This is a genomic window from Fundidesulfovibrio putealis DSM 16056 (assembly GCF_000429325.1).
In the GTDB taxonomy this organism is placed as follows: domain Bacteria; phylum Desulfobacterota; class Desulfovibrionia; order Desulfovibrionales; family Desulfovibrionaceae; genus Fundidesulfovibrio; species Fundidesulfovibrio putealis.
In genome coordinates this window covers 78,136-99,648 of the sequence record NZ_AUBQ01000005.1, presented here as the reverse complement: position 1 = coordinate 99,648, position 21,513 = coordinate 78,136, and the positions used below count along the sequence as shown (strand labels likewise).

General features: G+C 65.4%; 15 protein-coding genes. 6 read left to right on the top strand and 9 right to left on the bottom strand.

Features of this window, described 5'->3' with window-relative positions; all coding sequences use genetic code 11:
* Positions 1-65: 65 nt before the first annotated feature.
* The 5 genes from G453_RS0105815 to polA all read right to left on the bottom strand — a co-directional run bounded on the left by G453_RS0105815 (position 66) and on the right by polA (position 8,389).
* A complete protein-coding gene (locus G453_RS0105815; protein ID WP_084502130.1) occupies positions 66-1,163 on the bottom strand; it encodes a lipocalin-like domain-containing protein in 1,098 nt (365 codons plus the stop codon).
* The gene (locus tag G453_RS0105810) at positions 1,160-3,736 is read right to left on the bottom strand and encodes an ABC transporter permease (RefSeq protein ID WP_027190288.1); all 2,577 of its coding nucleotides are present in this window, start codon (positions 3,734-3,736) and stop codon (positions 1,160-1,162) included. Before G453_RS0105810 ends, G453_RS0105815 begins: the two co-directional genes overlap by 4 nt.
* Positions 3,721-4,458, bottom strand: a complete 738-nt coding sequence (locus G453_RS0105805; protein WP_051271814.1) for an ABC transporter ATP-binding protein — start codon at positions 4,456-4,458, stop codon at positions 3,721-3,723. The genes G453_RS0105810 and G453_RS0105805 overlap by 16 nt, the downstream gene beginning before the upstream one ends.
* Positions 4,459-4,644: 186 nt before the next feature.
* On the bottom strand, positions 4,645-5,451 hold the full coding sequence (locus G453_RS0105800; protein WP_027190286.1) for a tetratricopeptide repeat protein: 807 nt from the start codon (positions 5,449-5,451) through the stop codon (positions 4,645-4,647).
* 196 nt (positions 5,452-5,647) lie between these two features.
* The gene (polA, locus tag G453_RS0105795; RefSeq protein ID WP_027190285.1) at positions 5,648-8,389 is read right to left on the bottom strand and encodes a DNA polymerase I; all 2,742 of its coding nucleotides are present in this window, start codon (positions 8,387-8,389) and stop codon (positions 5,648-5,650) included.
* Positions 8,390-8,585: 196 nt separating this feature from the next.
* Here polA and G453_RS26055 point away from each other — a divergent pair, with 196 nt between their 5' ends.
* From G453_RS26055 to G453_RS0105770, 5 genes are all read left to right on the top strand, one after another.
* On the top strand, positions 8,586-9,098 hold the full coding sequence (locus G453_RS26055; RefSeq protein ID WP_051271811.1) for a 3D domain-containing protein: 513 nt from the start codon (positions 8,586-8,588) through the stop codon (positions 9,096-9,098).
* A 210-nt stretch (positions 9,099-9,308) separates the two neighbouring features.
* A complete protein-coding gene (locus G453_RS0105785; protein WP_027190283.1) occupies positions 9,309-10,676 on the top strand; it encodes a TolC family protein in 1,368 nt (455 codons plus the stop codon).
* Positions 10,677-10,870: 194 nt separating this feature from the next.
* Positions 10,871-11,497, top strand: a complete 627-nt coding sequence (locus G453_RS0105780) for an HD domain-containing protein (protein WP_027190282.1) — start codon at positions 10,871-10,873, stop codon at positions 11,495-11,497.
* Positions 11,498-11,502: 5 nt separating this feature from the next.
* Positions 11,503-11,988, top strand: coding sequence for a metallophosphoesterase family protein (locus tag G453_RS0105775; protein ID WP_027190281.1), 486 nt, complete (start codon positions 11,503-11,505; stop codon positions 11,986-11,988).
* Between the two features lie 70 nt (positions 11,989-12,058).
* Entirely contained in the window at positions 12,059-12,667 is a 609-nt protein-coding gene (locus G453_RS0105770; RefSeq protein WP_027190280.1) for a nitroreductase family protein, read from the top strand.
* Positions 12,668-12,674: 7 nt separating this feature from the next.
* Here the strand turns inward: G453_RS0105770 and G453_RS0105765 are convergent, their stop codons facing one another.
* Positions 12,675-13,049 carry an STAS domain-containing protein gene (locus G453_RS0105765; protein WP_027190279.1) on the bottom strand — a complete coding sequence of 125 codons (375 nt, stop codon included), beginning with the start codon at positions 13,047-13,049 and terminating at the stop codon, positions 12,675-12,677.
* 232 nt (positions 13,050-13,281) lie between these two features.
* Between G453_RS0105765 and sat the strand changes: the two genes are divergently transcribed.
* Positions 13,282-14,592: a sulfate adenylyltransferase gene (gene sat / locus G453_RS0105760; RefSeq protein WP_027190278.1), complete on the top strand. Its 1,311-nt coding sequence runs from the start codon at positions 13,282-13,284 to the stop codon at positions 14,590-14,592.
* A 113-nt stretch (positions 14,593-14,705) separates the two neighbouring features.
* Here sat and G453_RS26050 read toward each other — a convergent pair whose 3' ends face one another.
* The 3 genes from G453_RS26050 to acs form a co-directional block, all read right to left on the bottom strand.
* Positions 14,706-17,303 carry an ATP-binding protein gene (locus G453_RS26050; RefSeq protein ID WP_169725295.1) on the bottom strand — a complete coding sequence of 866 codons (2,598 nt, stop codon included), beginning with the start codon at positions 17,301-17,303 and terminating at the stop codon, positions 14,706-14,708.
* 78 nt (positions 17,304-17,381) lie between these two features.
* Positions 17,382-19,238 (bottom strand): methyl-accepting chemotaxis protein, encoded by a 1,857-nt coding sequence (locus tag G453_RS0105745; RefSeq protein WP_043644673.1) that lies wholly within the window; start codon positions 19,236-19,238, stop codon positions 17,382-17,384.
* Between the two features lie 252 nt (positions 19,239-19,490).
* Positions 19,491-21,473 (bottom strand): acetate--CoA ligase, encoded by a 1,983-nt coding sequence (gene acs / locus G453_RS0105740; protein WP_027190276.1) that lies wholly within the window; start codon positions 21,471-21,473, stop codon positions 19,491-19,493.
* Between the last annotated feature and the right edge of the window lie 40 nt (positions 21,474-21,513).

Sequence of the window (21,513 nt, the reverse complement as noted above, 5' to 3'; positions counted from 1 at the left end):
GACCTCCAGAAAAACCATATAAATCCTCACTACAAGCCGTGTAAACTCTTCGCCCCGCTCAACGCTCAATACCTCGCCGTGAACGCTTTGTCGTACCCGGTCAGCTCCACGTACCCCTCGCCGGTCACCGGTTTGCCGCCAGCAGTGCCGGTGGCCCGCACCAGCCCCTCCCAGTAGTTCACCCCCGTGGAAAGCGGCGTGTTCATCTCCTGGTCGGGGACTTCCGGTGAGATCGTAAGCGCGATGCCCGGCGCGGTCAGCTTCCAGCCCGCCGGATACCGGGCCTTGGAGCGCGGGCTGGTCCAGCTCCCGGTGGAAGCGAGCGTAAGCTGCGACGCGCTGATGCGCGTGGTCCTGCCGTCCGGCGCGATCAGCGTCCCCCCCGTGGCCGGGCCGAAGCCGCCCTTCTCCGCGCGCAGGAAAAACACCATCAGGTCGGAGCCGTCCGACAGGCGCAGGCTGAACCAGTCCCAGCCCGATATCCCCGCCTCCAGCGGCGCGGACGAATACTCCTGGTCCATCCAGGCCTCCCCGGTGACCGGGATCGCCTTGCCGTCCAGTTGGATGGTCCCGGCAACCTCCATGCGCGGGATGGAATAGTAGCAGCTGGCGCTCTCGGGTTTGACGCCCTTCTGGCTGTAGCCCCTCTCCCCATGGGCGATGGGGCCTTTCCGGGGAGTAAGCGTCAGATCGTAGGAGAAGTCAGGCCCCCTGGCCGTGAGGCGATGCGCGTCCGGTGCGATGGACAGGTTCCAGTCGCGCAGGAAGATGCGCGTTTCCGAGCCGTCCTGCGCCCATCCGGCCAGATCCAGCGCCGCGCGGGACACCGCCTCGTGCTGGCGGTGCCTGCGGCCGGGCACGTCGGTGATGGCCGCGTGGCCCAAGAAAATCTGGTTGGTGCGCCACCCCGTGGCATGTTCAGGCTCGCCGGGCTTGATGCGGCTCCTGAAGAGGGTGAACTGGAACCCGTAGCGCTCGCCGGACGGCCCCTTGAGCGCCCCTGTGTAGTACCACCACTCGGTCTTGTGGCCGGGGTGCGGCCCGTGGTCGCGTGGGAACTCGAAGTCGCACGGCCCGGTCACGGGTATAAACTCCTGCCCGAAAGCCTGCGAGGCCAGAAGCAGGCACAGCGCGGCAAGCAAAGCGATATGCGTTCGTCTCATCGTTCCCTCAGGATCAGCGCGGGCGTACGCGACAGCGCGGCCCGGCAGGCAGGCGGCCCCGCAGCCAGCACCGCCGCCAGGATAAGCGGCAGCGAGAGGGCCAGGGCGCGCCAGTCCAGCAGGTACACGAACGTCCAGCCGAAGGACTGGCGGTTGATCACGTAGATGATGATGACCGACAGGGCCAGCCCGCCGATGACGCCTACGATCTCCCCGGCCAGCCCCAGGTACACCGCCTCCCAGAGCACCATGGCCGTTATCTGGCCCCGGCTTGCCCCCACGGCCAGGAGCGTGTTGATCTGGCGCATGCGCTCCAGCACACGCACCGTCAGCGTGACGCACACTCCGAGCGCCGCCACGCCCAGCGCGATCACCAGGAGCACCCCGGTGATGGCGAAGGTCTCGTCGAAGATGCCCGTCACCAGCGTGTGCAGCCCCGTTCCAGGGACTCCCTCCACGCCCGGCCCCCAGGGCTCGGCCAGCATCTGCGCGCGCAGGGCCTCGGCCCTGGCGGTCAGGTCGCCGCTGCGGTCCTTGAAGTATACGCGAAGCCCTCCTGCGCCTGGGTCGCCGCCCAGGGACTGGAACGCGGCGAGATCAAAATAGGCCTCGCCGCCGCGTGTGCGGTAGCTGCGCACCACCATGGCCACCACGGCGTCCACCCTGGCCGCGCCCACCTGCACATGGAAGCGGTCGCCGGCTTTCAGCCCGGCCTGGTTGGCCAGGGCCTCGGCTATGGCCACGCCCTGCCCGGAGAGCAGCAGGGCTTCGGCGTCGGGCAGGCGCTCCAGCACGGCAAAGCGTGAAAACTTGAGGAGGCCGGGCATGTCCGTAGCCTCGAACTGGTACGCCGTCTTTCCCAGAGTGAGATAGCGCCGCAGATAGGGCACCACCTCCACGTCGCCGCGCGCGGCCAGCCATGCGGAGAGCTCCGGGGGCAGGTTGTCGCGGTAGCCGTTCAGCTCGGCGTAGGCCGGGCGCACGAACAGGTCCCCGGTGACGGTCTGGTCCAGCCAGGTGACGAAGCTGGCCCGGAAGCTGTGGATCATGGTGGAGAGCGCCAGGAACAGGGCCATAGCCGTGGCCAGCGCCCCTACGGACACGGCGGCCCGGTTGCCGCCCCGCCCGGCCTGCGCCGAAGCCAGCTCCGCCGGGACCCCGCCCAACCGGGCCAGGGGGGCGGCCAGGGCGATGGTCAGGCGAAGCGCGAAGGGCGAGAGCAGGGCCAGCCCCGTGAACAGCAGAAAGATGGCCAGATAGCCGGGCAGCGGAAACCCCGTTGGCGACGGCAGCATGCTGACGGGCCACGCGCCCACGGCCAGCACGAGCCCCAGAGCGGCCCAGACCCGTCCGGCGGATGCGCTCTGGCTCTCCTCCTGACGGTGGATGGACATGGCTTCTCGCGGGGAGACGCGCATGGCCCGCACCGCAGGCCCGATGGAGGCCAGAAGCGACACGGCCACAGTGACGCCGAGCGACAGGCCGATCTCCCGGGGATCAAGGCTCGCCCCCTGCACAGCCACGCGCACGAACAGGTTGTTCACCGTGGAACTGACGCCCTGGAGCATCCAGCCCGTGAACACCGCCGCCACGGGCATGCCTGCCAGCCAGCCCAGCGCCCCGAGCATGCCTCCTTGAAACAGGAACAGGGCGGACACCGCGCCCGGCCCTGCCCCCAGGGAGCGCAGCACGGCCAGCTCCTTGCGGCGCGAGGCCGCGTCCAGGGACACCAGGCTGTACACCAGGAACATGCCCACGAAGAGCGACACGAATGAAAGCACCGTGAGGTTCAGCTGATAGGCCTCAATCATGGCCAGACCGGATTCGCGGGCCTCGCCGGGCGGCGCGGCGTGGACGCCCGGAGGCAATATTTCCCCCACGGCGTCGGCTGACACGCCCGGCGCGAGCTTCACGTCGATGCGGTCCACCTTTCCGGCCAGCCCCAAAAACTCCTGGGCGGTGGAGATGTCCGCCACCGCCAGATTGCCCGCCTCCACCCCGGCCAGACCTTCCGGAGCGAGCACCGCCAGCACCGTGAAAGAGGCCTCGCGACCGCCGGAGTGCAGGGTGAAGCGCCCGCCCGGCTCCACGCCCAGGCGCTGGGCCAGGGGTTTGCCCAGGAGCACGGTTCCGGGAACGGCCATGAGGTCCATCCAGTTGACGCCCTGGTCCGCCTCGCCGGAGCTTCCTGCGATGGAGAATCCCCGGAAGGCGCGGTCCAGCAGGGGGTCCACCCCGATCAGGCGCACCGGATTGCCCGCATCGTCCTTCACGTAGGCCGAAATAACCGGCGAGGCCTGGGTGACACCCGGAAGGCGCAGAAGCCGCCCCACCAACGAGTCATCCACACGGAAGCCGGGCGCGGCAACGGAGAGCGAGGCCGTGCCGGTAAAGGCGTCCATGCCCTGACTGAAGGCCTCCACCGAGGCGTTCACCGCGAGGCGAACGCTCAGAAAGACCGAGGCGCCAAGACCCACGCCCACGATCACCGCCAGGGAACGCCAGAGCTTCTGCCGCCACTGGCGCAACACGAACCAGCAGGCGATGCGTGCGAAATTCAGGAGAGGCCGCACTCGCCCTCCGACACCTGCCCGTCTTTTATGCACAGGGTGCGGTCCGCCAGATGGTCGGCCAGTGCGCCGTGGGTGGCGATGAGCACGGTGCGCCCAAAGCGCCTGCCAAGCTCCGCCAGATAGTCGGCCACGGCCTGTCCGCTGACGCTGTCCAGGTTGCCGGTGGGTTCGTCGGCCAGGATGACCGGAGGGTCGTTTATCAGGGCGCGGGCGATGGCCGTGCGCTGCATCTCGCCGCCGGAGAGCTCCTCGGGCAGATGCGTGGCGCGGTGGCTGAGCCCGAGCCACTCCAGATGGGCCATGGCCCGGGGGCGCACATCGGAGAGCGCGTCTCCGGCCAGCAGCGCCGGGAGGCAGACGTTCTCCAGCACGGTCATGGTGGGCATCAGGTTGAAGCTCTGGAAGACCATGCCCACGGTGCGGCGGCGAAAGTACGTGAGGTCGGCCTGGGAGGCGCGGCGCAGGTCGCACCCGGCCACGGAGAGTTCGCCCCCGGTAGGGGTGTCCAATCCGGCCAGGAGCGAGAGCAGCGTGGACTTGCCCGAGCCGCTGGCCCCTTTGAGCAGCACCACCTGCCCGGCCTGAATCCGGAAGCTCGCGCCGCGAACCCCGGCCACGTCGCCGCCGCGCGTGTGGTAGACGCGGGTAAGGTCCGTGGCGGCCACCACGGCGCTGCCCGAACTCACGCCGGAAGACCCGGCTGAAGAATGAGGGGTATGCATCGTAGACGGACTATCGCCCCGTGCGGGGACGGGGTCAAGCCCGCCATGTCAGCGTGGCGTCTTCACATCGTTCTGGGACACGAAAACCTCCCGGCACGGCGACACAGGCGGGAACCCGCCGACCCCATAAGGGATTCCACAAGGGCGAAGCCCTTTGGCCGCCGGAGGCTTCTGGCCACTTCGCCCCTACCCGGCGCCAAGCGCCTTTTTCGCCTTGGCCAGGGCCTTCGCGGCCATGTCCAGGCCGGGCTTGGCGGCCAGGGCCTTTTCGGCGTCGGCCTTGGCCTCGGGCCACTTGCCCGCCTGCCCCTTGATCTGCGCCGAGGCGGCCAGCCACAGAGGGCTCTCGCCGGTCTTCTTGCGCACGTCGTTCAAAAGCTTGAGCCCAGGCTCGGTTTCCTTGAGCTTGGTGATGGCGGTCACCAGCAGGTCGTAGGCGCGGGCGTTGTCCGGGCTGGTTTCAATGGCTCCGCGCAGGTATTCCAGCGAAGCCTTGTGATGCCCCTTGTCCATGAGCTTCATGGCCAGCATGGGGAACAGCCCCTCCTCGTCCACGTGCAGGGTCACGGCCTCGCGGAAGCTGCGCTGGGCCTCCAGGAGGTTGCCGTCCTCCAGGAGCTTCATGCCCTTTATCACCAGCTGGTCGATCTTGAGCTTGCGCTGGCGCATCTCCTCCAGCGACTCGGTCTCGATGTCCTGCTGCACCTTTTTGTACACGGCTGCCATGTACTGAAAGAGCTTGGCTTCCTCGCCCTTCAAATAAGGGATGCCCTTGGGAACGTACTTCAGGACGCGGGCGATCTTGCTCACATTGGAGAAGGCTTCGCGGAAAAGGCTCTCCACCTCGCTCCGGTCGGTGCCGGGGAGCTTCACGGAGACGAAGCCCTTGAGGGCCGAGGCCAGGGTGGCCAGGGCCTTCAGGTCCTCGTTCTTCAGGTAGGCGGCCTTGCAGCGGGCCAGGTCTTCCTTGATGGTCTTGGCGGTGATGTTCATGCCCCGGTTCTTCCCCGTTTGTCGTGCTTGCAGTGTCTGCCCGGCGTCATACATGAGCCTGACCAAAGAAAACCGCTACGTGTTGCCCGGCAGTGTGGCGTTCTCAAAATGCGTTCATACAATGCGTGACCCTAACCCAAGAGAACCAAGCATTTTGTATGAGAAAAACATGTTCATGTTTTTCTCATACGCGGCACTAGTGGGCCAGGCCCCAGTCGCGCCCGACGCCCACGTCGGCCACCAGGGGCACGGAAAGCTCCACCACCCCGGTCATGAGCGAGGCCAAGCGGTCTCCGGCCTCGCGCGCCGAGGCCTCGGGCGCTTCCAGCACCAGTTCGTCGTGAATCTGGAGGATGAGCCGCGCGTTCAGATTTTTAAGCGTCTCATCGCGGGCCACGGCCAGCATGGCCATCTTGATGATGTCCGCCGCGCTGCCCTGGATCACCGTGTTGACGGCCTGCCTGCGGGCCTGGGCCTCCAGCTGGGTGTTTCGCGAGCGGATGTCCGGCAGAAGCCGCCTGCGCCCGGCCAGCGTGGTGACGAAGCCGTTCTCCCTGGCCTGCTCCACAAGGGACTGGTAGTACTCTTTGAGCCTGGATAAGCGCTCAAAATATTTCGCGATAAAATCCTTGGCTTCGTTCAGCGTCAGGCCCAGTTCGCGCCCGAGCTTCTGCGGCCCCATGCCGTAGAGCAGGCCGAAGTTGATGGTCTTGGCCTGACGGCGCTCCTCGGAAGTCACGTCGCCCTGGGGCTTGTCGAACAGAAGCGCGGCCGTGCGGCCGTGGATGTCCTGGCCCAGGCGGAAGGCCTCCATGAGGGTGGGGTCGCCGGAGAAGTGCGCCAGCACCCGAAGCTCGATCTGGGAGTAGTCCGCCGAGGTGAGCAGCATGCCCGGCGCGGCGGTGAACAGGCCGCGCATGCGCCGCCCCAGGTCGCCGCGCGCGGGGATGTTCTGAAGGTTGGGGGCGCTGGAGGAGAGCCTCCCCGTGGCCGTGGTCAGCTGGTTGAACGTGGTATGCACGCGCCCGTTCTCGTCGGCGAGGCCCGGCAGCGGCTCCAGATATGTGGAGCGCAGCTTTTCCAGCTTGCGGTATTCCAGAATGGAATCCAGCAGCGGATGCTGGCCAGCCAGACGCTCCAGCACCTCGGCGGAGGTGGAGGCCGCTCCGCCGGGGGTCTTGCCCGGAGCCTTGAGCCCCAGTTTGTTGTACAGCACGTCACCCAGCTGCTGGCTGGAGCGCACGTTGAAGCGCATCCCGGCCTGCTGGTACATGCGCTCGGTGAGCTCCGAAAGCCGGGTGTTCACCTCTTCGGCGAAGGCGGCGAAGGCGGCCTTGTCGATGCCGATGCCCGCGCGCTCCATGTGCACCAGCACGGGCACCAGGGGCAGCTCCAGGGTGCGCAGAAGCGGGGTCAGCCCGGCCTGCTCCAGGCGCGCGGCGAAGCGCCGGGCCAGGGCCAGACAGGCCAGCCCCTGCGCGCCGTCCGGGGCCTCCTCCGGGCTGAAGCCCGGGTCGGACCACAGGCTGTCCAGCAGCCTGCCCCAGGAATACACGCGTTCCTCCGGGCTCAAAAGATATGCGCCCAGACTCAGATCGAACCACTTTTCCAGGGGCACGCGCTCCCACTCGAGGCTGGCCGTCAGCAGGTCCTTGAGCGACGGCGCGGCCACCGAGGCGGCACCGGCCAAAAGCGGGGCTAGCTCCGCCGGGGTGGCTGCCACCAGCCACTGCTGTCCGGACACGGCCAGCAGGAAGCCGTCGTCCGTGGGGACCAGGGCGGTGTTCCTATCATTAAAAGAAGGAAGCTCCGCAAGGGGCGTGGCCTGCACCGGAGCGGCCTGGGGCGCGGGCTGCGGGACGGCGGTGTAACCGAACAGCGACAGCTGCCCTCCATCAGAAGGAGCAGGGGAAGCCGAAGGGGCGGACTGGGGAGACGACCCGGACACGCCAGCGCCTTTGCTTGCTCCGCCCTCAGGGGCGGCATCGAACAGCGACGCCCGGCCCGGCTGGTTCGGCTGATCCGGCCTGGGGGAGCCGTTCTGGCCGCCCGGCGCGCCCTCGCGGGGCAATTCCCGCAGGAGCGAGCGCAGTTCGTAGGCGTTCAGGAAATCAACCAGCTCCTCGCGGGGCGCGGGGGCCACGGCCAGGGACTCCAGGGAGACGTCCACAGCGGCGTCCAGCTTGAGGCGCGTCAGCTCGCGGTACACGAACACGTCTTCCAGGTGGGGCTCGATCTTCTTGCGCCACGCGGGCTTGAGGAGCGCCACGCCCTCGCGAAGCTCTTCGAGGCTCGGGAACTGGGCCACGATCTCGATGGCGGTTTTGGGGCCTACGCCGGGAACGCCGGGGATGTTGTCGCTGGAGTCGCCAGTGAGGGCCTGGAAATCCGGCCAGAAGGCCGGGCCGGGGGGGAAATCCGCCTGGAAGTCCCGCAGGGTGGTGAGCTTTTCCTGCTTGCCGGAGGGGTCCCAGAGCAGCACCTGCTCGTCCAGGCACTGGCGCAGATCCTTGTCCGCCCCGATGATGACCACCGGACCGACGGCCTTGCAGCGCGCGGCCAGGGTGGCGATGGTGTCGTCGGCCTCCACGCCTTCCTCGCGCAGCACCGGGAAGCCCAGGAGCTTCATGCCCGCGACGATGGGGTCCATCTGCTGGGCCAGGGGCTCTGGCATCTTCTCGCGCTGGGCCTTGTAGGCCGGAAAGATGTCCGCCCTGAAGGAGGGGCCGCGCCCGTCCATGACAAAGGCGGCGTAGCGGGGGCGCTCCTCCCGCAGGAGGCGGAGCCCCAGGCGTAAAACGGAATAGAGCGCGTTGGTGGGAAACCCGTCGGAGCGCGTGAGGTCGCTGAAGGCGTAGAACCCACGGTATATGAAGGCGGAGCCGTCGATCAGGTAGAGCGGCTCGGAGCCTCTGGGGAGATGGTCCCTCGGTGGCATGGGGGAATTCCTTTTTCGGGTCTTCTAGCCGTTCGCGCCAGCCGGGGCAACCGTGGGCCGTTGACGACCCGGGAGAAAAAAGGGGTTGCAGGCCAAATCCTCATCTGCTAATCGCCCTACCATGACATCCCCGGCCGCGTCCATGAGGGCCGCCCGGACATCGCAAATGGGCTCTGTTCCATTGCAGGAGGTAACAATGTTAAAATGCCTGAACATAGTCTTGCTGATCTGTTTGAGTGTTGCAGCCTATCACTATCATCGCGAGACAGTGCAGTTGGAATCCGTTTTGGTTGCTGCCGAGAATGACAAAGCCGAGATGCGTCTGGAAATGGAAAAGGTGCGCGACGAGTCAAACCTGTTGCGCCTGGTGGTCATGGCCAACCTCTCCAAAATTGCCGACCCCATTCCAAACAAATTGCTCACCGTGACCGCCTACTCCAGCGTGGAACTGCGTGAGTTCCCCGAACAGCAACTGCTCACCGCCTCCCTGTCCAAGCCCAAGGAAGGCGCGATAGCCGTGTCTCGCGACTTGTTCAACCAGGGATGGGTGTTCGGCAAAAAGGTCTACATCAAGAATCACGGGATTTTCACCATCACCGACCTGATGGGCAACAGCAAAACAAAGCATGTGGACATCTACATGAACGACCAGGACCGCGCATTACAGTTCGGAAAGAAGCAGATCGAAGTGGTGCTGCTGGACGTGTAGCCCCCCTAATCAACCCACACACTGTCAGGGGCTGCGGCCCCTGATTTTTTTTGCCCTTTTCATACGATTTGAACTTGGCTATACCTTGCCCGTCGTGGCGAAGCCATTGCCCATCGAATGGTACGTCCTTCGACATAGTTCCTACTAACTCGTTCTTCATATTGTTGATTACGGGGCGCGCCGTTCAGGCGCTCCCCACGGGAGGCACACATGATACGTCGCGCTCTTGCGCTCGCCCTGTGCATTCTGGCCGCCGCCGCGACGGCCCTGGCCCAGGAGACCCCGCGCATGGACCTGGAAAAATCAGTCCTGCGCGCCATCGAGGCCAACCCCCAGATCCAGTCCGCCAAGCAGCAGATCTACGGCGCACAGGAAGGCGTGCGCGCCTCCGTGGCGGCCTTCGCGCCCGTGGGCACGGTCAACTACACGTCCACCTCGAGCACCTCGAGATATCCCGTGGCGGTGACCAACACCGTCAATGGAACCACCCTGACCGGAGCCACCTCCCGCTGGTACGACCCCTCGCTGTTCGCCACGCTTGACCTGAACGTCAGCCAGCCGCTGTTCACCGGCTTTCGCCTGCTCTCCAGCTACCAGAAGGCCAAGCTGGCCAGGGATCAGGCCGACGCCCTGTTCAAGCGCTCCGAACTGACGCTCATCCGCACGGTCCAGACGGCCTTCCTGACGCTGCTCAAGTCCCGCGCCGACGTGAAATCCAACCAGGACTCCGTGGCCCGCCTGGATTCGCAGCTCAAGGTGACCCGCGCCTTCTACGACGTGGGCCTGCGCCCCCGCCTGGACGTCCTCCAGGCCGAGTCCGACCTTGCCAGCGCCGAGCAGGCCCTGCTGGCCGCCCAGAACTCCGTGGACATCCAGCTGGCCCAGCTCAACTCGCTTCTGAACATCCCCCTGGAAAACAGCGTGGACTACACGGGCGAGCTGACCCAGATCCCCTTCAAGACCACCCTGCAGCAGGCCCTGGACGAGGCCTACATGCAGCGCCCCGACATCGCCATCGCGCTCAAGTCCGTGGAGATCGCAGGCAAGGACGCCACCATCGCCCTGAGCCCCGCCCTGCCGCAGCTGAGCGCCAACTACGACTACATCCGCCAGGGCGACACCATGGGCCTGCGCGAAAACCTCAGCTCCACGAGTTCCAGCCTCTACCTCGAGCGCCATCAGTTCCAGCTGAAGTTCACCTGGAAGGCCTGGGACTGGGGCAACACCTTCTTCACCTACCGCCAGGCCAACGACAACGTCAAAAAGCTCCAGGCCGACCTGGCGCGCCTGCGCCTGGACGTGGGCGCCGAAGTCAAGACCCAGTTCCTGAACATCCAGGACGCCGCCAAGCGCATCACCGTGGCCAAGGCCGGCCTCGCCGCCGCCACCGAAGGCTACCGAATGGCCGTGGCCCGCTATCAGGCGCAGGTCGGCACCAACACCGACGTGCTGGACGCCCAGGCGCGCGTGTCGCGCGCGGAGTTCCAGCTCACCCAGGCGCTCACCGACTACCAGATCGCCATCGCCAACCTGTACTACTCCGTCGGCCGCAAGAACATGAAGCTGTCCGACCTCTAGAAACAGACCAGGGCTCTGCCCTGCACCCGCCAGGGGGATGATCCCCCTGGACCCTCTGTTGGCTTCGCGTCTTAACCCGTCACACGTGACGAGTTCGGACGCGAAGCTACTTAAAAGTTTTTGAAGGAGAGTCCAGAGAGGACAACTTTATTTCAAAAAGTTTCCTCTCTGGCCGCCGGAGGCATCTTCCCCCCATGACAGACAAGCCCGCATCCACCATAGACATGTCCGGCCGTGAGCGCTTAACGCGCATGGCCGATTTTCTTTTTGAAGTGAGCATGCTGCGCCGCACCCCCCGCACCGGCTACCAGTTTTTGGGCACCGGCTCCGAGAACGTGGCCGAACACAGCTTCGGCACGGCGGTGATCGGCTACGCCCTGGCCCACATGGCCGGGGCCGACGCGGCCAAGACCGTCCTGCTCTGCCTCTTCCACGACATCCATGAAGCCCGCACCGGCGACTTCAACTACGTCAACAAGCTCTACAACACCCACGACGCGCGCCGCGCCCTGGCCGACGGCCTCAAGGGCACAGGCCTGTCCGAACCGGTGCTGACGCTCCACGACGAGCTGGAGGACGCGCAGTCCCTGGAGGCCATCCTGGCCCAGGACGCCGACCAGCTGGACCTGATGGTCAACCTGAAGGAGGCGCTGGACCTCGGCAACACCTACGCCAAGAAGTGGCTGGACTGCGCCGTGGGCCGCCTGCGCACGCCCCAGGGGCGCGAACTGGCCGAGGCCATCATGACCACGGACCACACCGACTGGTGGTTTCTCGGCCCCGAGGCCTGCTGGTGGGAACGCAAAAACGGAAAGGGCTGAGGCTCATGCGCATCGCGGTCATCTCCGACACCCACCTGGACGCGCCCACGGACTGGTTCAGGCGATTCTTCGACGAACACCTGCTTCCTGCGGACGCGCTCATCCACTGCGGCGACACCACCGGCGTGGCCATGCACGACTACATGGCCCGCAACCATCCCAACTTCCACGGCGTGGCGGGCAACTGCTGCGACTGGCGCGTGGGGCAGGAACTCCCGGCCATGCTGCGCCTGAACCTGGGCGGGAAAACCATCGGCGTCACCCACGGCTGGGGCGACCGGCCGAGCCTGCCCGCCCGCCTGCCCGAGGCCTTCGGGCCGGGTTTCGACCTGATCCTTTTCGGCCACACCCACCGCCAGACCAACATCCGCTTCGGCGACACCCTGGTGGTGAACCCCGGCAGCCTCTCGGGCGACAGGCCCTGCATGGCCTTCATCGACCTGGACGAGGACATCACCGTCGACCTGCGCTGTTTCAAAAGCATCGCGTGACCGCAAAACGACACCAAAATATGATGCGGACGTGACACGGACGCCGCACACCCTGCCTGGAGGCCTTTCCATGACCGTACAGGAAGCCATCGCCAACCGCCGCTCCATCCGTAAATTCACGGACCAGCCCGTCACTCGTGAACTTTTGCTCGAACTGATCGAGGCCGCCCGGCTCTCGCCGTCCGGTTGTAACTCGCAGCCCTGGCGCTTCAGGCTCATCACGCGCCGCGAGGATATCGAGTGGCTCGGCGGCCCGGCCACGGCCGGACAACGCTGGGTGGGCAAGGCGGGCGCGGTGATCGTGTGCTGCGTGGACACGTCCGCCTACCTGTGCGATTCGCGCGCCACCATCAGGGCGCTGCGGGAGGCCGGGCTTATGACCCCGGAGTTCGCGCAGGACGTGGACGAATCCTACCTGAAGCCCGCCGAGTCCGGACCGCCGGAACTGTTGCGGGGCGCGGCGTCGCTGAACCTGGCCATCGCCATGTCCGCCATGATGCTCCGGGCCGTGGAGCTTAAGCTTGGAACCACCTGGATAGGCAGATTGGAAGAGAGGATCATCCGGGAGCGCCTGGGGCTGCCCGAAGGTCTTGGCGTGGCGGCCCTGATGGCCGTGGGGCATCCGGCGGAGAGCCCGCCCCAGAGGCCGCGCAAGTCTCTGGAAGAGATACTGGTGTAGCCTGGGATCAACCCCTGAGGGTGCGCTCGCGGTTTTCCCGGACGAGTTCGCGCACGCGGGCCACGGCGGACGCCTCGTCTTCGGCGATGGGCAGGAGCTTATTGAGGCGCGTGATGACGAATACGCTCATGATGTCCTCGGACACGCCGAACAGGACGCACACGCCCTCATGTTTTCGGCAGTGCAGCAGAACGGTCATGAGCGACTTCATGCCTACGGAGTCGATGAAGCCCACCTGGGAGAAATCCAGGGCGGCGGCCCGGGTCGGGCTGAACACGTCGATGAGGCCCTCGGTGAGTTCGTCGGCGATGCGGGCTTCGATGCGCGGGGTGTTGATGCGCACGATGGACAAACCGTCTTCGTTGCGAACGTCGAGCAACATGGTTTACAGTCCTCCTGATGCTTTCACGGGCGAGGATGCCCGCGTGGAACGAAGTCGTCAAGCCGGGGTGGAATGGCTTGACAAGAAGTCATTTTTTTCACAATAACACTCCACGTGAATTTTTTATCATAGGGCGGCCGGGCTCCCTTGGACCCGGACGGATTGATGGCCGCTAAGCGGCCTGGGCGGCAAGACGAGAAACCACACTATCCGTAAAGGAGAGGAAACGAACATGTCCAGACTGGTTCCCCCGCATGGTGGCAAAGGCCTGACCATTTGTCTTCTGGAAGGCGCCGAGCGCGCTGAGGCTCTGAAGAAGGCCGCCACCCTGAAGAAAGTCGTCATCTCCCCCCGCGAAAAGGGCGACCTGATCATGATGGGCATCGGCGGCTTCTCGCCGATCACCTACTTCATGAACAAGGCCGACTGGAAGTCCGTGTGCGAGAAGATGACCCTGACCGACGGCACCTTCTGGCCCGTCCCCGTCACCCTCTCCGTCTCCGCCGAAGATGCCGCCGGCATCAACGTGGGCCAGGAAGTTGCGCTGGAGTCCCACAAGGGCGAGATGATGGCCATCATCACCGTCACCGAGAAGTACACCCTCACCGAAGAAGAGAAGAAGTGGGAGTGCTACCAGGTGTTCAAGGGCGCCGGCCCCGACTCCGCCGACGACGTGTTCTGGGAGACCGCTCTGAAGGATCACCCCGGCGTGCAGATGGTCATGGGCCAGAAGCCCGTGTCCCTGGCCGGTAACGTGAAGGTCCTCTCCGAGGGCGACTACCCCGTCAAGTACAAGGGCGTTTACAAGCGTCCCGCCGAGCTGCGCGCCGAAATGGACGCCAAGGGCTGGCAGAAGGTTGCCGCTCTGCAGCTGCGCAACCCCATGCACCGCTCGCACGAGTTCCTGGCCAAGATCGCCGTGGAAGTCTGCGACGGCGTGGTCATCCACTCCCTGATCGGCAACCTGAAGCCCGGCGACATCCCGGCTGAAGTGCGCGTGAAGGCCATCGACACCCTGGTCGAGCACTACTTCGTGAAGGACCACGTGATCCAGGCCGGCTACCCCCTGGACATGCGCTACGCCGGTCCCCGCGAAGGCCTGCTGCACGCCACCTTCCGCCAGAACTTCGGCATCAACCAGATGATCATCGGTCGTGACCACGCCGGCGTGGGCGACTTCTACGGCATGTTCGAGGCCCAGGAGATCTTCAAGCGCATCCCCTACGCGACCCCCGAGGCCGCTTGCGCCGTCGAGCCCGGCAAGGCCCTGCTCTGCGAGAACATGAACATCGACTGGACCTTCTACTGCTTCAAGTGCGACGGCATGGCCTCCCTGCGCACCTGCCCCCACGGCAAGGAAGACCGCGTCATCCTGTCCGGCACCAAGCTGCGCAAGATGCTGTCCGAAGGCGACGCCATCCCCGACCACTTCGGCCGCGACGAGTGCCTGGCCATTCTGCGCGAGTACTATGAAGGCCTGACCGAGAAGGTCGAGGTCAAGATGCAGCGCGCCGCCTCCGGCGACCACGCCAAGCAGAAATAGTTGATACCGGCCTAGGCCGGTTCCGGGGAGGCGCTGACAAGCGCCTCCCCTTTTTTTGTGCCTTCGGCACTCGCCTGCATGTGGGATTTGTTGCGCCCGAGCGGGCGTGAAGATCACGAAGCGTTTGACGAAGCGGTCCCAAGAGGAAGCCGGATCACGAACCTCGTCCCCACGCTGGGCTTCGACTCCACGGCGATGGTTCCGTTGTGCTTCTCGACGATCAGGAAGCGGGAGACCGACAGCCCGAGCCCGGTGCCCTCCCCTGTCGGCTTGGTGGTGTAGAAGGGGTCGAAGATGCGCCTGCTGACCGCTTCGTCCATTCCGGGTCCGTTGTCCTCGACCTCCATCACGGCGTAGCCGGACTCCTGGCGGGTGCGAAGCCAGATGGTGGGCTGCTCCCCCTCGCCCCTGCCGGAACTCAAGGCATGGGCTGCGTTTTTGAGCAGGTTGAGGAACACCTGTTCGATCTGAGTGCTGGTGCACTGCACGGCCCCGATGGCTTCGTCGTACTCGCGGATGATGCGGATATGCCGGAAATCGTACTTCTTCTTCAAATCGTAGTCGTTTGAGCTGAGCTCCACCGCCTTGTCCAGAAGTGTTTCAAGCTGCACATAGGAGCGGTTCGACTCCACCTTCCGGCTGAACTCCAGCATGCCGGAAACCACCCTGGCAGCCCGGACTCCGGACTCGAGTATTCCGGCCAGCATCGACGGAACATCCCTGGCCTGCAAATACCTGAAGACGGATTCGAACTCGCACCCGGCTTCGCGCGCCTTGGCGAGATTGACGGCGTTGTCCTGGAGCAGACGCCTCTGAAGAACCTGGGCCGACTGAAGTATGGCGCTCAGGGGGTTGTTGATCTCGTGGGCCATGCCGGCAGCCAGCCCGCCCACGCTCATCATCTTTTCGGTCTGGACCATCACGTCCTGCATGCGCATCTTCTCGGTGATATCCAGGAGCGCCACCGCGAGGCGGTTATCCTTTGGCATGAACATGTATATGTCGAAGACCCCGCGCAGCGTTTCATCATCCAAAGTGCTGCGGGAGGTGAACGTGGGTGTTTCCCCGGACATGATGGCATGCACCACGTCGTGGATTCCAAGCGCCGCGAGCGAGGGGAAGGCCACTTCGACGGGTTTTCCCGCAAGCCCTGCCTTCCCCAGCTCGAATTGCCTCATGGCTGCGGGATTCGCCGAAAGAAACGCCAGCCGCCCGTCTGCGGCGACGTCGAAGAACAGCATGCCGATGGGCAAAGTGCCGACCACGCTCCTGAACTGATCCTCGGACACCCGCAAGGCCTCTTCGATCTTCTTGCGTTGCGTTATGTCGATCCAACTGGAACGCACCATGCTCTTGTCTCTGCCTGGAAACCTGACGGCCCTGATCTCGCATGTCAGGAATTCTCCAAGCGCGTTTCGTATCACACGCTCGCCGAGCACGGTTTCCCCGGCAAGAGCCCGCCGCATGGTGTCTTTGATCAGTTCCTTTACCGGCCTGCCGTTTGGCTGCGGGTCGAGGTAGAATCGGAAAATTCCGCCCGAAAGCAGATCCTTCTCACCGCAGCCGAACAAAGCCTGCGCCCTTTCATTGACCAGGACGACACTGTCGTCCTGGACGTCGATCACCACGATTGCCTCGGGCGCCTGCTCCACCAGGGCGCGGAACCGCTCCTCGCTTTCGCGCAGGTCGAGAATCCCGGCCTGGAGCTTGCCTGCCATTTCGTCGAAAGCCACCCCGACCACGCCCAGCTCGCCGTCGGACTCGGTCAGGCCGGTGCGCGCGTCCAGCCGCCCCGACATTATCCCCTGGGACGCCTTCACTATCTCGCGGCAATTCCCGGCGATCTTCTTCCTGATGAGCAACCAGGACGCGATCAGGGACACGAGCATCACGCAGCTCGTGAGCACTGTCCAGAACACCAGCGTGGATATGCCCCTGGCCCTGGCCGTGGCCATGGGAATGCCCGCCGCGATGTACATGTACGGCTTGCCGTGTCCCTCCAACACGATGGGCCGGATGGCGTACATTCGCTCGATGCCGTCTCCATCCGTCAGCAGCGCCTGCCCGGAGCCGCTCTTCAAGGCCTTTTGGAGTTCATCGTCGACAGCGCCGTAAGCGGCCTGGCTCACTCTGGCCGGATATCGCAACAGCACCCTGAAGGAATGATCGAGCAGGATCACGCTGGATTTGTCCACTGACATGGACTCCCCGAAACCTTCCGACAAGGACGACAGGCGAAGGACCGCCACCAGCACGGCAAGGATCTCGCCACGGTCGTTGGTGACGGGAAACGAGAACGGGAGGACGGGCTCGAACGCCACGCGGCTCACGATGTATTCGCCCACGGCGAAATCTATCGTCGCGAGCGCATCAAGGACATGCTTGCGGTCCAGGAGGTTCACGCCCCCTTCGGGGATGGGGGCGGCGGAGGCGAACACATCGCCATTGGGGTAGACGGCGTGGAGGTTGGCGTAGTCGGGGTAGAACTTCAGGATGTTCCTGAAGCTGGCTGCCATCTCCTGCGCATTGAGCTGCTTGAAGTCGTCGGTGCTGGAGAGCGTCCTCAACAAGACGTTGGCGTTGAGCGCGATCCTGCTTTGAATCGCCATGAGGGAGGAAATGACGCGCGCCCCGTCCTGTTCCACGGAATCGACGTCCCTGCTGTACTCTCTGTGCGCCAGGACCGCGAACACCACAAGGGTAGGCGCCATGCACAATGCGAAGGCATTGAGCAGGAGCGTCAAGATCGAGGATTTCCTGGCCGACCGGACCATATGGCGCTCCCGGCGCTATGCGTCGAACTTTCGGATGACCTCTCCCAACTGGGCCTGCTCGCGCTCCAGCCTGCGCAGCGCGTCCTGCGATTCGGCGGCGTTCCGGGCGATGTCCCCGGCCACCTGGGCGATGTCCTCCACGGCTGCCGACACCTGCCGCATGGCCCCGGACTGGGCCTGGGCGTCGCTTGCGATGGCCGAGGTCTGACCGGCCGAGCGCCCCACGATGTCCACGATGTCCACGAACACCTCGCCGGACTGGCGCGCCAGGTCCGTTGCCCGGCCAATGGCCTGCGCGGCCTGGTCCATGCGCTCCACGTTCCGGCGCGCGCCGTCCTGGATGGCCCCCACGGAGCGGGAGACCTCCTGAGTGGCGGTCATGGTCTTTTCTGCGAGTTTTCGCACCTCGTCGGCCACAACCGCGAAGCCGCGCCCGGCTTCGCCTGCGCGGGCCGCCTCGATTGCCGCGTTCAGGGCCAGCAGGTTGGTCTGGTCGGCGATATCGGCGATGGTGGTCAGGATGGCCCCGATGGCCTGGCTCTGCGCGCCCAGCTCGTGCATGGAGTCCGACAGGGCCTGGGCCTGGGTGTTCACCGCCGCGATGGCCTGGGCGGAATCCTCCACCACGGTGGACCCGGCCCTGGCCTTTTTGCTGGCTTCCCCGGCAAGCCCGGCCACGTCCGTGGCCAGCTGGGACACGTGGGCCAGGGTGCGGTTCACGTCCTCCACCTCGCGGGCGGTCTCTTCGGCCTGCCTGCGTTGCCTGCCGGTTCCGTCCACGGCAGAGGCCAGAAGCCCGGAGAGTTCCCCGGCCACCTGCCCGATGCCGTCGGCTGCCCCCCCCATGGCGGTCACGGCGGCCAGTTCGCCCGCACGTTTGGCCTCCTCGGCCATCCTGCAGGCTTCCTCGGCCCGTCTGGCCTGCTCCTGGGCCTCAAGGGCCTGCTGGCTGGCCTCGCGCGATTTCTCGTCCGCCAGGGCGATGGAGCGGCGCAGATTCTCCACCATCACTTCCAGGGAATGCTTGAGCACCGCCAATTCCGCCTTGAAGGACTCCGAAGGCACACGCGCCTCCAGATCGCCCTCGGCGATCCTGCCGGAATAGCTCACCAGGGCGTCCAGCTGACGACCCACGAAGGCCCTGGTCAGCCAGATGGTCACGAGCAGGCCCACCATGAAGGCCACGGCCAGCACGCCCGCGCCCCACAGGCGCATATTGGCGATCTTGGCGTCGATGCTGTCGATGTAGATGCCGCTGCCGATCAGCCAGCCCCAGGGTGCGAACACCACGCCGTAGGACAGTTTGGGAAAGAGCTCCGTGGATACCCCGCCGCCGGAGAGCGGTTTGGGCCACTGGTAGATGATGTAGCCGTCGCCGGAGGCCCGGCTGACCTCCAGCAGGGTGGCGAACAGGTTGCCCTTGCCGCCCGGCACGGCGTCCAGTTGGCCGCCGCGCCCCTTCTGGGAGAAAGTGGCGCAGGCGAACTTCGCGTCGTCGAGCACCTTGCCGTCCAGGCTGGGCACGGTGGGGTGCATGATCATCTTCGGATAGGGCAGGGTCAGGTCGTTGATCCAGAAGTAGTCGCCGTTTCCGTAGCGCGCCTGCTTGATGCGCCGGAGCGCCCGCTTCTGGGCTTCCTCCAGTGTCAGTTCGCCGCGCTGCACCTGGAGATCGTACTCCTTGAGCAGCGACTGGATGGTCCCCACCACGGCGTACAGGGAGTCCTTGTGCACGTCGACCAGCTCCGCCTCGGTGCGGGGCAGTATGACGCCGAACAGGGCAAGGGCGAAGATGGCCAGGGAGAGAAACGAGATGGTCAGAAACTTGATGGTCAGACTGGGCTGCGAAAGCATGGCGGACAGGCTGGGCATGAAGATTCCCTTTGGTCTTGTTTCACGGTGACGTTATGGCTGCATGACCTGCGTCCTGACAGTGCGCGTTCCGGACGGGACCTGCGGGTACTATACAACGTCGCGCCGACAACATCTGGACCGGCTCGAACAAATCACTTTGGAATACTCTCGTTGTCAGAATGAAACGCGACACGGAAAAAGTAAAGGGCAGCTCCCCGATTTTCGGAAAGCCGCCCTGATACTGCCTGTCGGTTCATGCCGCGCGGGTCTCTACCCGAACAGCTTCTCCTTGCCCTCGATGAGGTCGTTCACCACGCTCGGATCGGCCAGGGTGGAGGTGTCGCCCAGGGTGGAGGTCTCGCCCTCGGCGATCTTGCGCAGGATGCGGCGCATGATCTTGCCGGAGCGGGTCTTGGGCAGCCCCTGCGCGAACTGGATCACGTCCGGGGTGGCGATGGGGCCGATCTCGGCGCGCACGTGCTTCTTCAGCGCCGCCAGCAGGTCGTCCGAGGCGTCCACGCCGTCCTTCACGGTGACGTAGGCGTAGATGGCCTGGCCCTTGATGTCATGCGGCATGCCCACCACGGCGGCCTCGGCCACGTCCGGGTGCGCCACCAGCGCGGACTCGATCTCCGCCGTGCCCATGCGGTGGCCGGACACGTTCACCACGTCGTCCACGCGGCCCATGATCCACACGTAGCCGTCCTTGTCGATGCGCGCGCCGTCGCCGGTCTCGTACACGCCGGGGAAGGCCGAGAAGTACTGGCTCTTGTAGCGGGCCGGGTCGCCCCACACGCCGCGCAGCATGCCGGGCCAGGCCTGGGTCAGCACCAGGAAGCCGCCCTGGCCGTTGGGAACTTCGATGCCGTCCTTGTCCACGATCTTGGGCACGATTCCGGGCAGCGGCAGGGTGGCCGAGCCGGGCTTCTGGGGCGTGGCGTAGGGCAGGGGCGAGATCATGAGGCCGCCTGTCTCGGTCTGCCACCAGGTGTCCACGATGGGCAGTTTCCCCTTGCCGATGTTCTCCTGGTACCACATCCAGGCCTCGGGGTTGATGGGCTCACCCACGCTGCCGAGAATGCGCAGCGAGGAGAGGTCATGCGCCTGGGTCCATTTGACGCCCTCTCGCATAAGCGCGCGGATGGCGGTGGGCGCGGTGTAGAAGGTGTTCACCTTGAATTTTTCCACCGTGGACCAGAAGCGGTCGGGCGTGGGCCAGGTGGGCACTCCCTCGAACATCAGCGAGGTGGCGCCCAGGGCCAGCGGCCCGTACACGATGTAGCTGTGGCCCGTGACCCAGCCGATGTCTGCCGTGCACCAGTGGATGTCCTCGTCGTAGAGGTCGAACACCAGCTGCGTGGTGTGGGCCGCGTAGGTCAGGTAGCCGCCGGTGGTGTGGTACACGCCCTTGGGCTTGCCCGTGGAGCCGGAGGTGTACAGGATGAACAGCACGTCCTCGGAGTCCATGGGCTGGGGCGGACAGGGGGCCTTCATGGCGGGATCGGCCATCACCTCGTGCCACCAGAGGTCCCGGCCTTCCACGAAGTTGATCTGGGTTCCGGCGGTGTTGTGCACCACCACCTTCTGGACGCAGGGGCACTCCTTCAGGGCGTCGTCCACGGCAGGCTTCAAGGGGATGGCCTTGCCCGCGCGGCGCACCGAGTCGCCGCAGACCACCACCTTGCACTGGCAGTCGTTGATGCGGTCGCGCAGCGAGTGGGCCGAGAACCCGGCGAACACGATGGAGTGCGCCGCGCCGATGCGCGCGCAGGCCAGCATGGCAATCGCCAGCTCCGGCACCATGCCCAGGTACAGGGCCACGCGGTCGCCCTTTTCCACGCCCAGGCTTTTGAGGACGTTGGCGAACTTGCAGACCTCGTCGTGGAGCATCTGGTAGGTGAGCACGCGCGTGTCCTCAACGCGGTCGCCCTGCCAGATGATGGCCGCCTTGTTGCGGCGCGGGCCGTCCAGGTGGCGGTCCAGGCAGTTGTGCGCGGCGTTCAGGGTGCCGCCCGCGAACCAGTTGAAGGAGGCCTTGTCGAAGTCGCAGTCCATGACCTTGCCGAAGGGGGTCATCCAGGTGATCAGCTCGCGGGAGCGGTCGCCCCAGTAGCCTTCGGGGTCCTCGACGGAACGTTTGTAGACGGCGCGGTACTCTTCAATGCTCTTGATATGGGCGCGGGCGTGGTGCGGCCCGGCGGGCGGCTGGAAGAGGCGATCTTCATGCGAGAGGGATTCGATATTGTCGGTCATGGACGGCTCCTTGGTGGAGATGTTGGTTCGGTTGTATATC

Bases quoted from the DNA above. Each gene is read 5' to 3' on its own strand.
- G453_RS26055 (WP_051271811.1), top strand. From the start codon at position 8,586: ATGTTAAAATGCCTGAACATAGTCTTGCTGATCTGTTTGAGTGTTGCA.
- G453_RS26050 (WP_169725295.1), bottom strand. From the start codon at position 17,303: ATGGCGCCTACCCTTGTGGTGTTCGCGGTCCTGGCGCACAGAGAGTAC.
- G453_RS0105745 (WP_043644673.1), bottom strand. From the start codon at position 19,238: ATGCCCAGCCTGTCCGCCATGCTTTCGCAGCCCAGTCTGACCATCAAG.
- sat (WP_027190278.1), top strand. From the start codon at position 13,282: ATGTCCAGACTGGTTCCCCCGCATGGTGGCAAAGGCCTGACCATTTGT.
- G453_RS0105805 (WP_051271814.1), bottom strand. From the start codon at position 4,458: ATGCATACCCCTCATTCTTCAGCCGGGTCTTCCGGCGTGAGTTCGGGC.
- G453_RS0105780 (WP_027190282.1), top strand. From the start codon at position 10,871: ATGACAGACAAGCCCGCATCCACCATAGACATGTCCGGCCGTGAGCGC.
- polA (WP_027190285.1), bottom strand. From the start codon at position 8,389: ATGCCACCGAGGGACCATCTCCCCAGAGGCTCCGAGCCGCTCTACCTG.
- G453_RS0105775 (WP_027190281.1), top strand. From the start codon at position 11,503: ATGCGCATCGCGGTCATCTCCGACACCCACCTGGACGCGCCCACGGAC.
- G453_RS0105800 (WP_027190286.1), bottom strand. From the start codon at position 5,451: ATGAACATCACCGCCAAGACCATCAAGGAAGACCTGGCCCGCTGCAAG.
- acs (WP_027190276.1), bottom strand. From the start codon at position 21,473: ATGACCGACAATATCGAATCCCTCTCGCATGAAGATCGCCTCTTCCAG.
- G453_RS0105770 (WP_027190280.1), top strand. From the start codon at position 12,059: ATGACCGTACAGGAAGCCATCGCCAACCGCCGCTCCATCCGTAAATTC.
- G453_RS0105815 (WP_084502130.1), bottom strand. From the start codon at position 1,163: ATGAGACGAACGCATATCGCTTTGCTTGCCGCGCTGTGCCTGCTTCTG.
- G453_RS0105785 (WP_027190283.1), top strand. From the start codon at position 9,309: ATGATACGTCGCGCTCTTGCGCTCGCCCTGTGCATTCTGGCCGCCGCC.
- G453_RS0105765 (WP_027190279.1), bottom strand. From the start codon at position 13,049: ATGTTGCTCGACGTTCGCAACGAAGACGGTTTGTCCATCGTGCGCATC.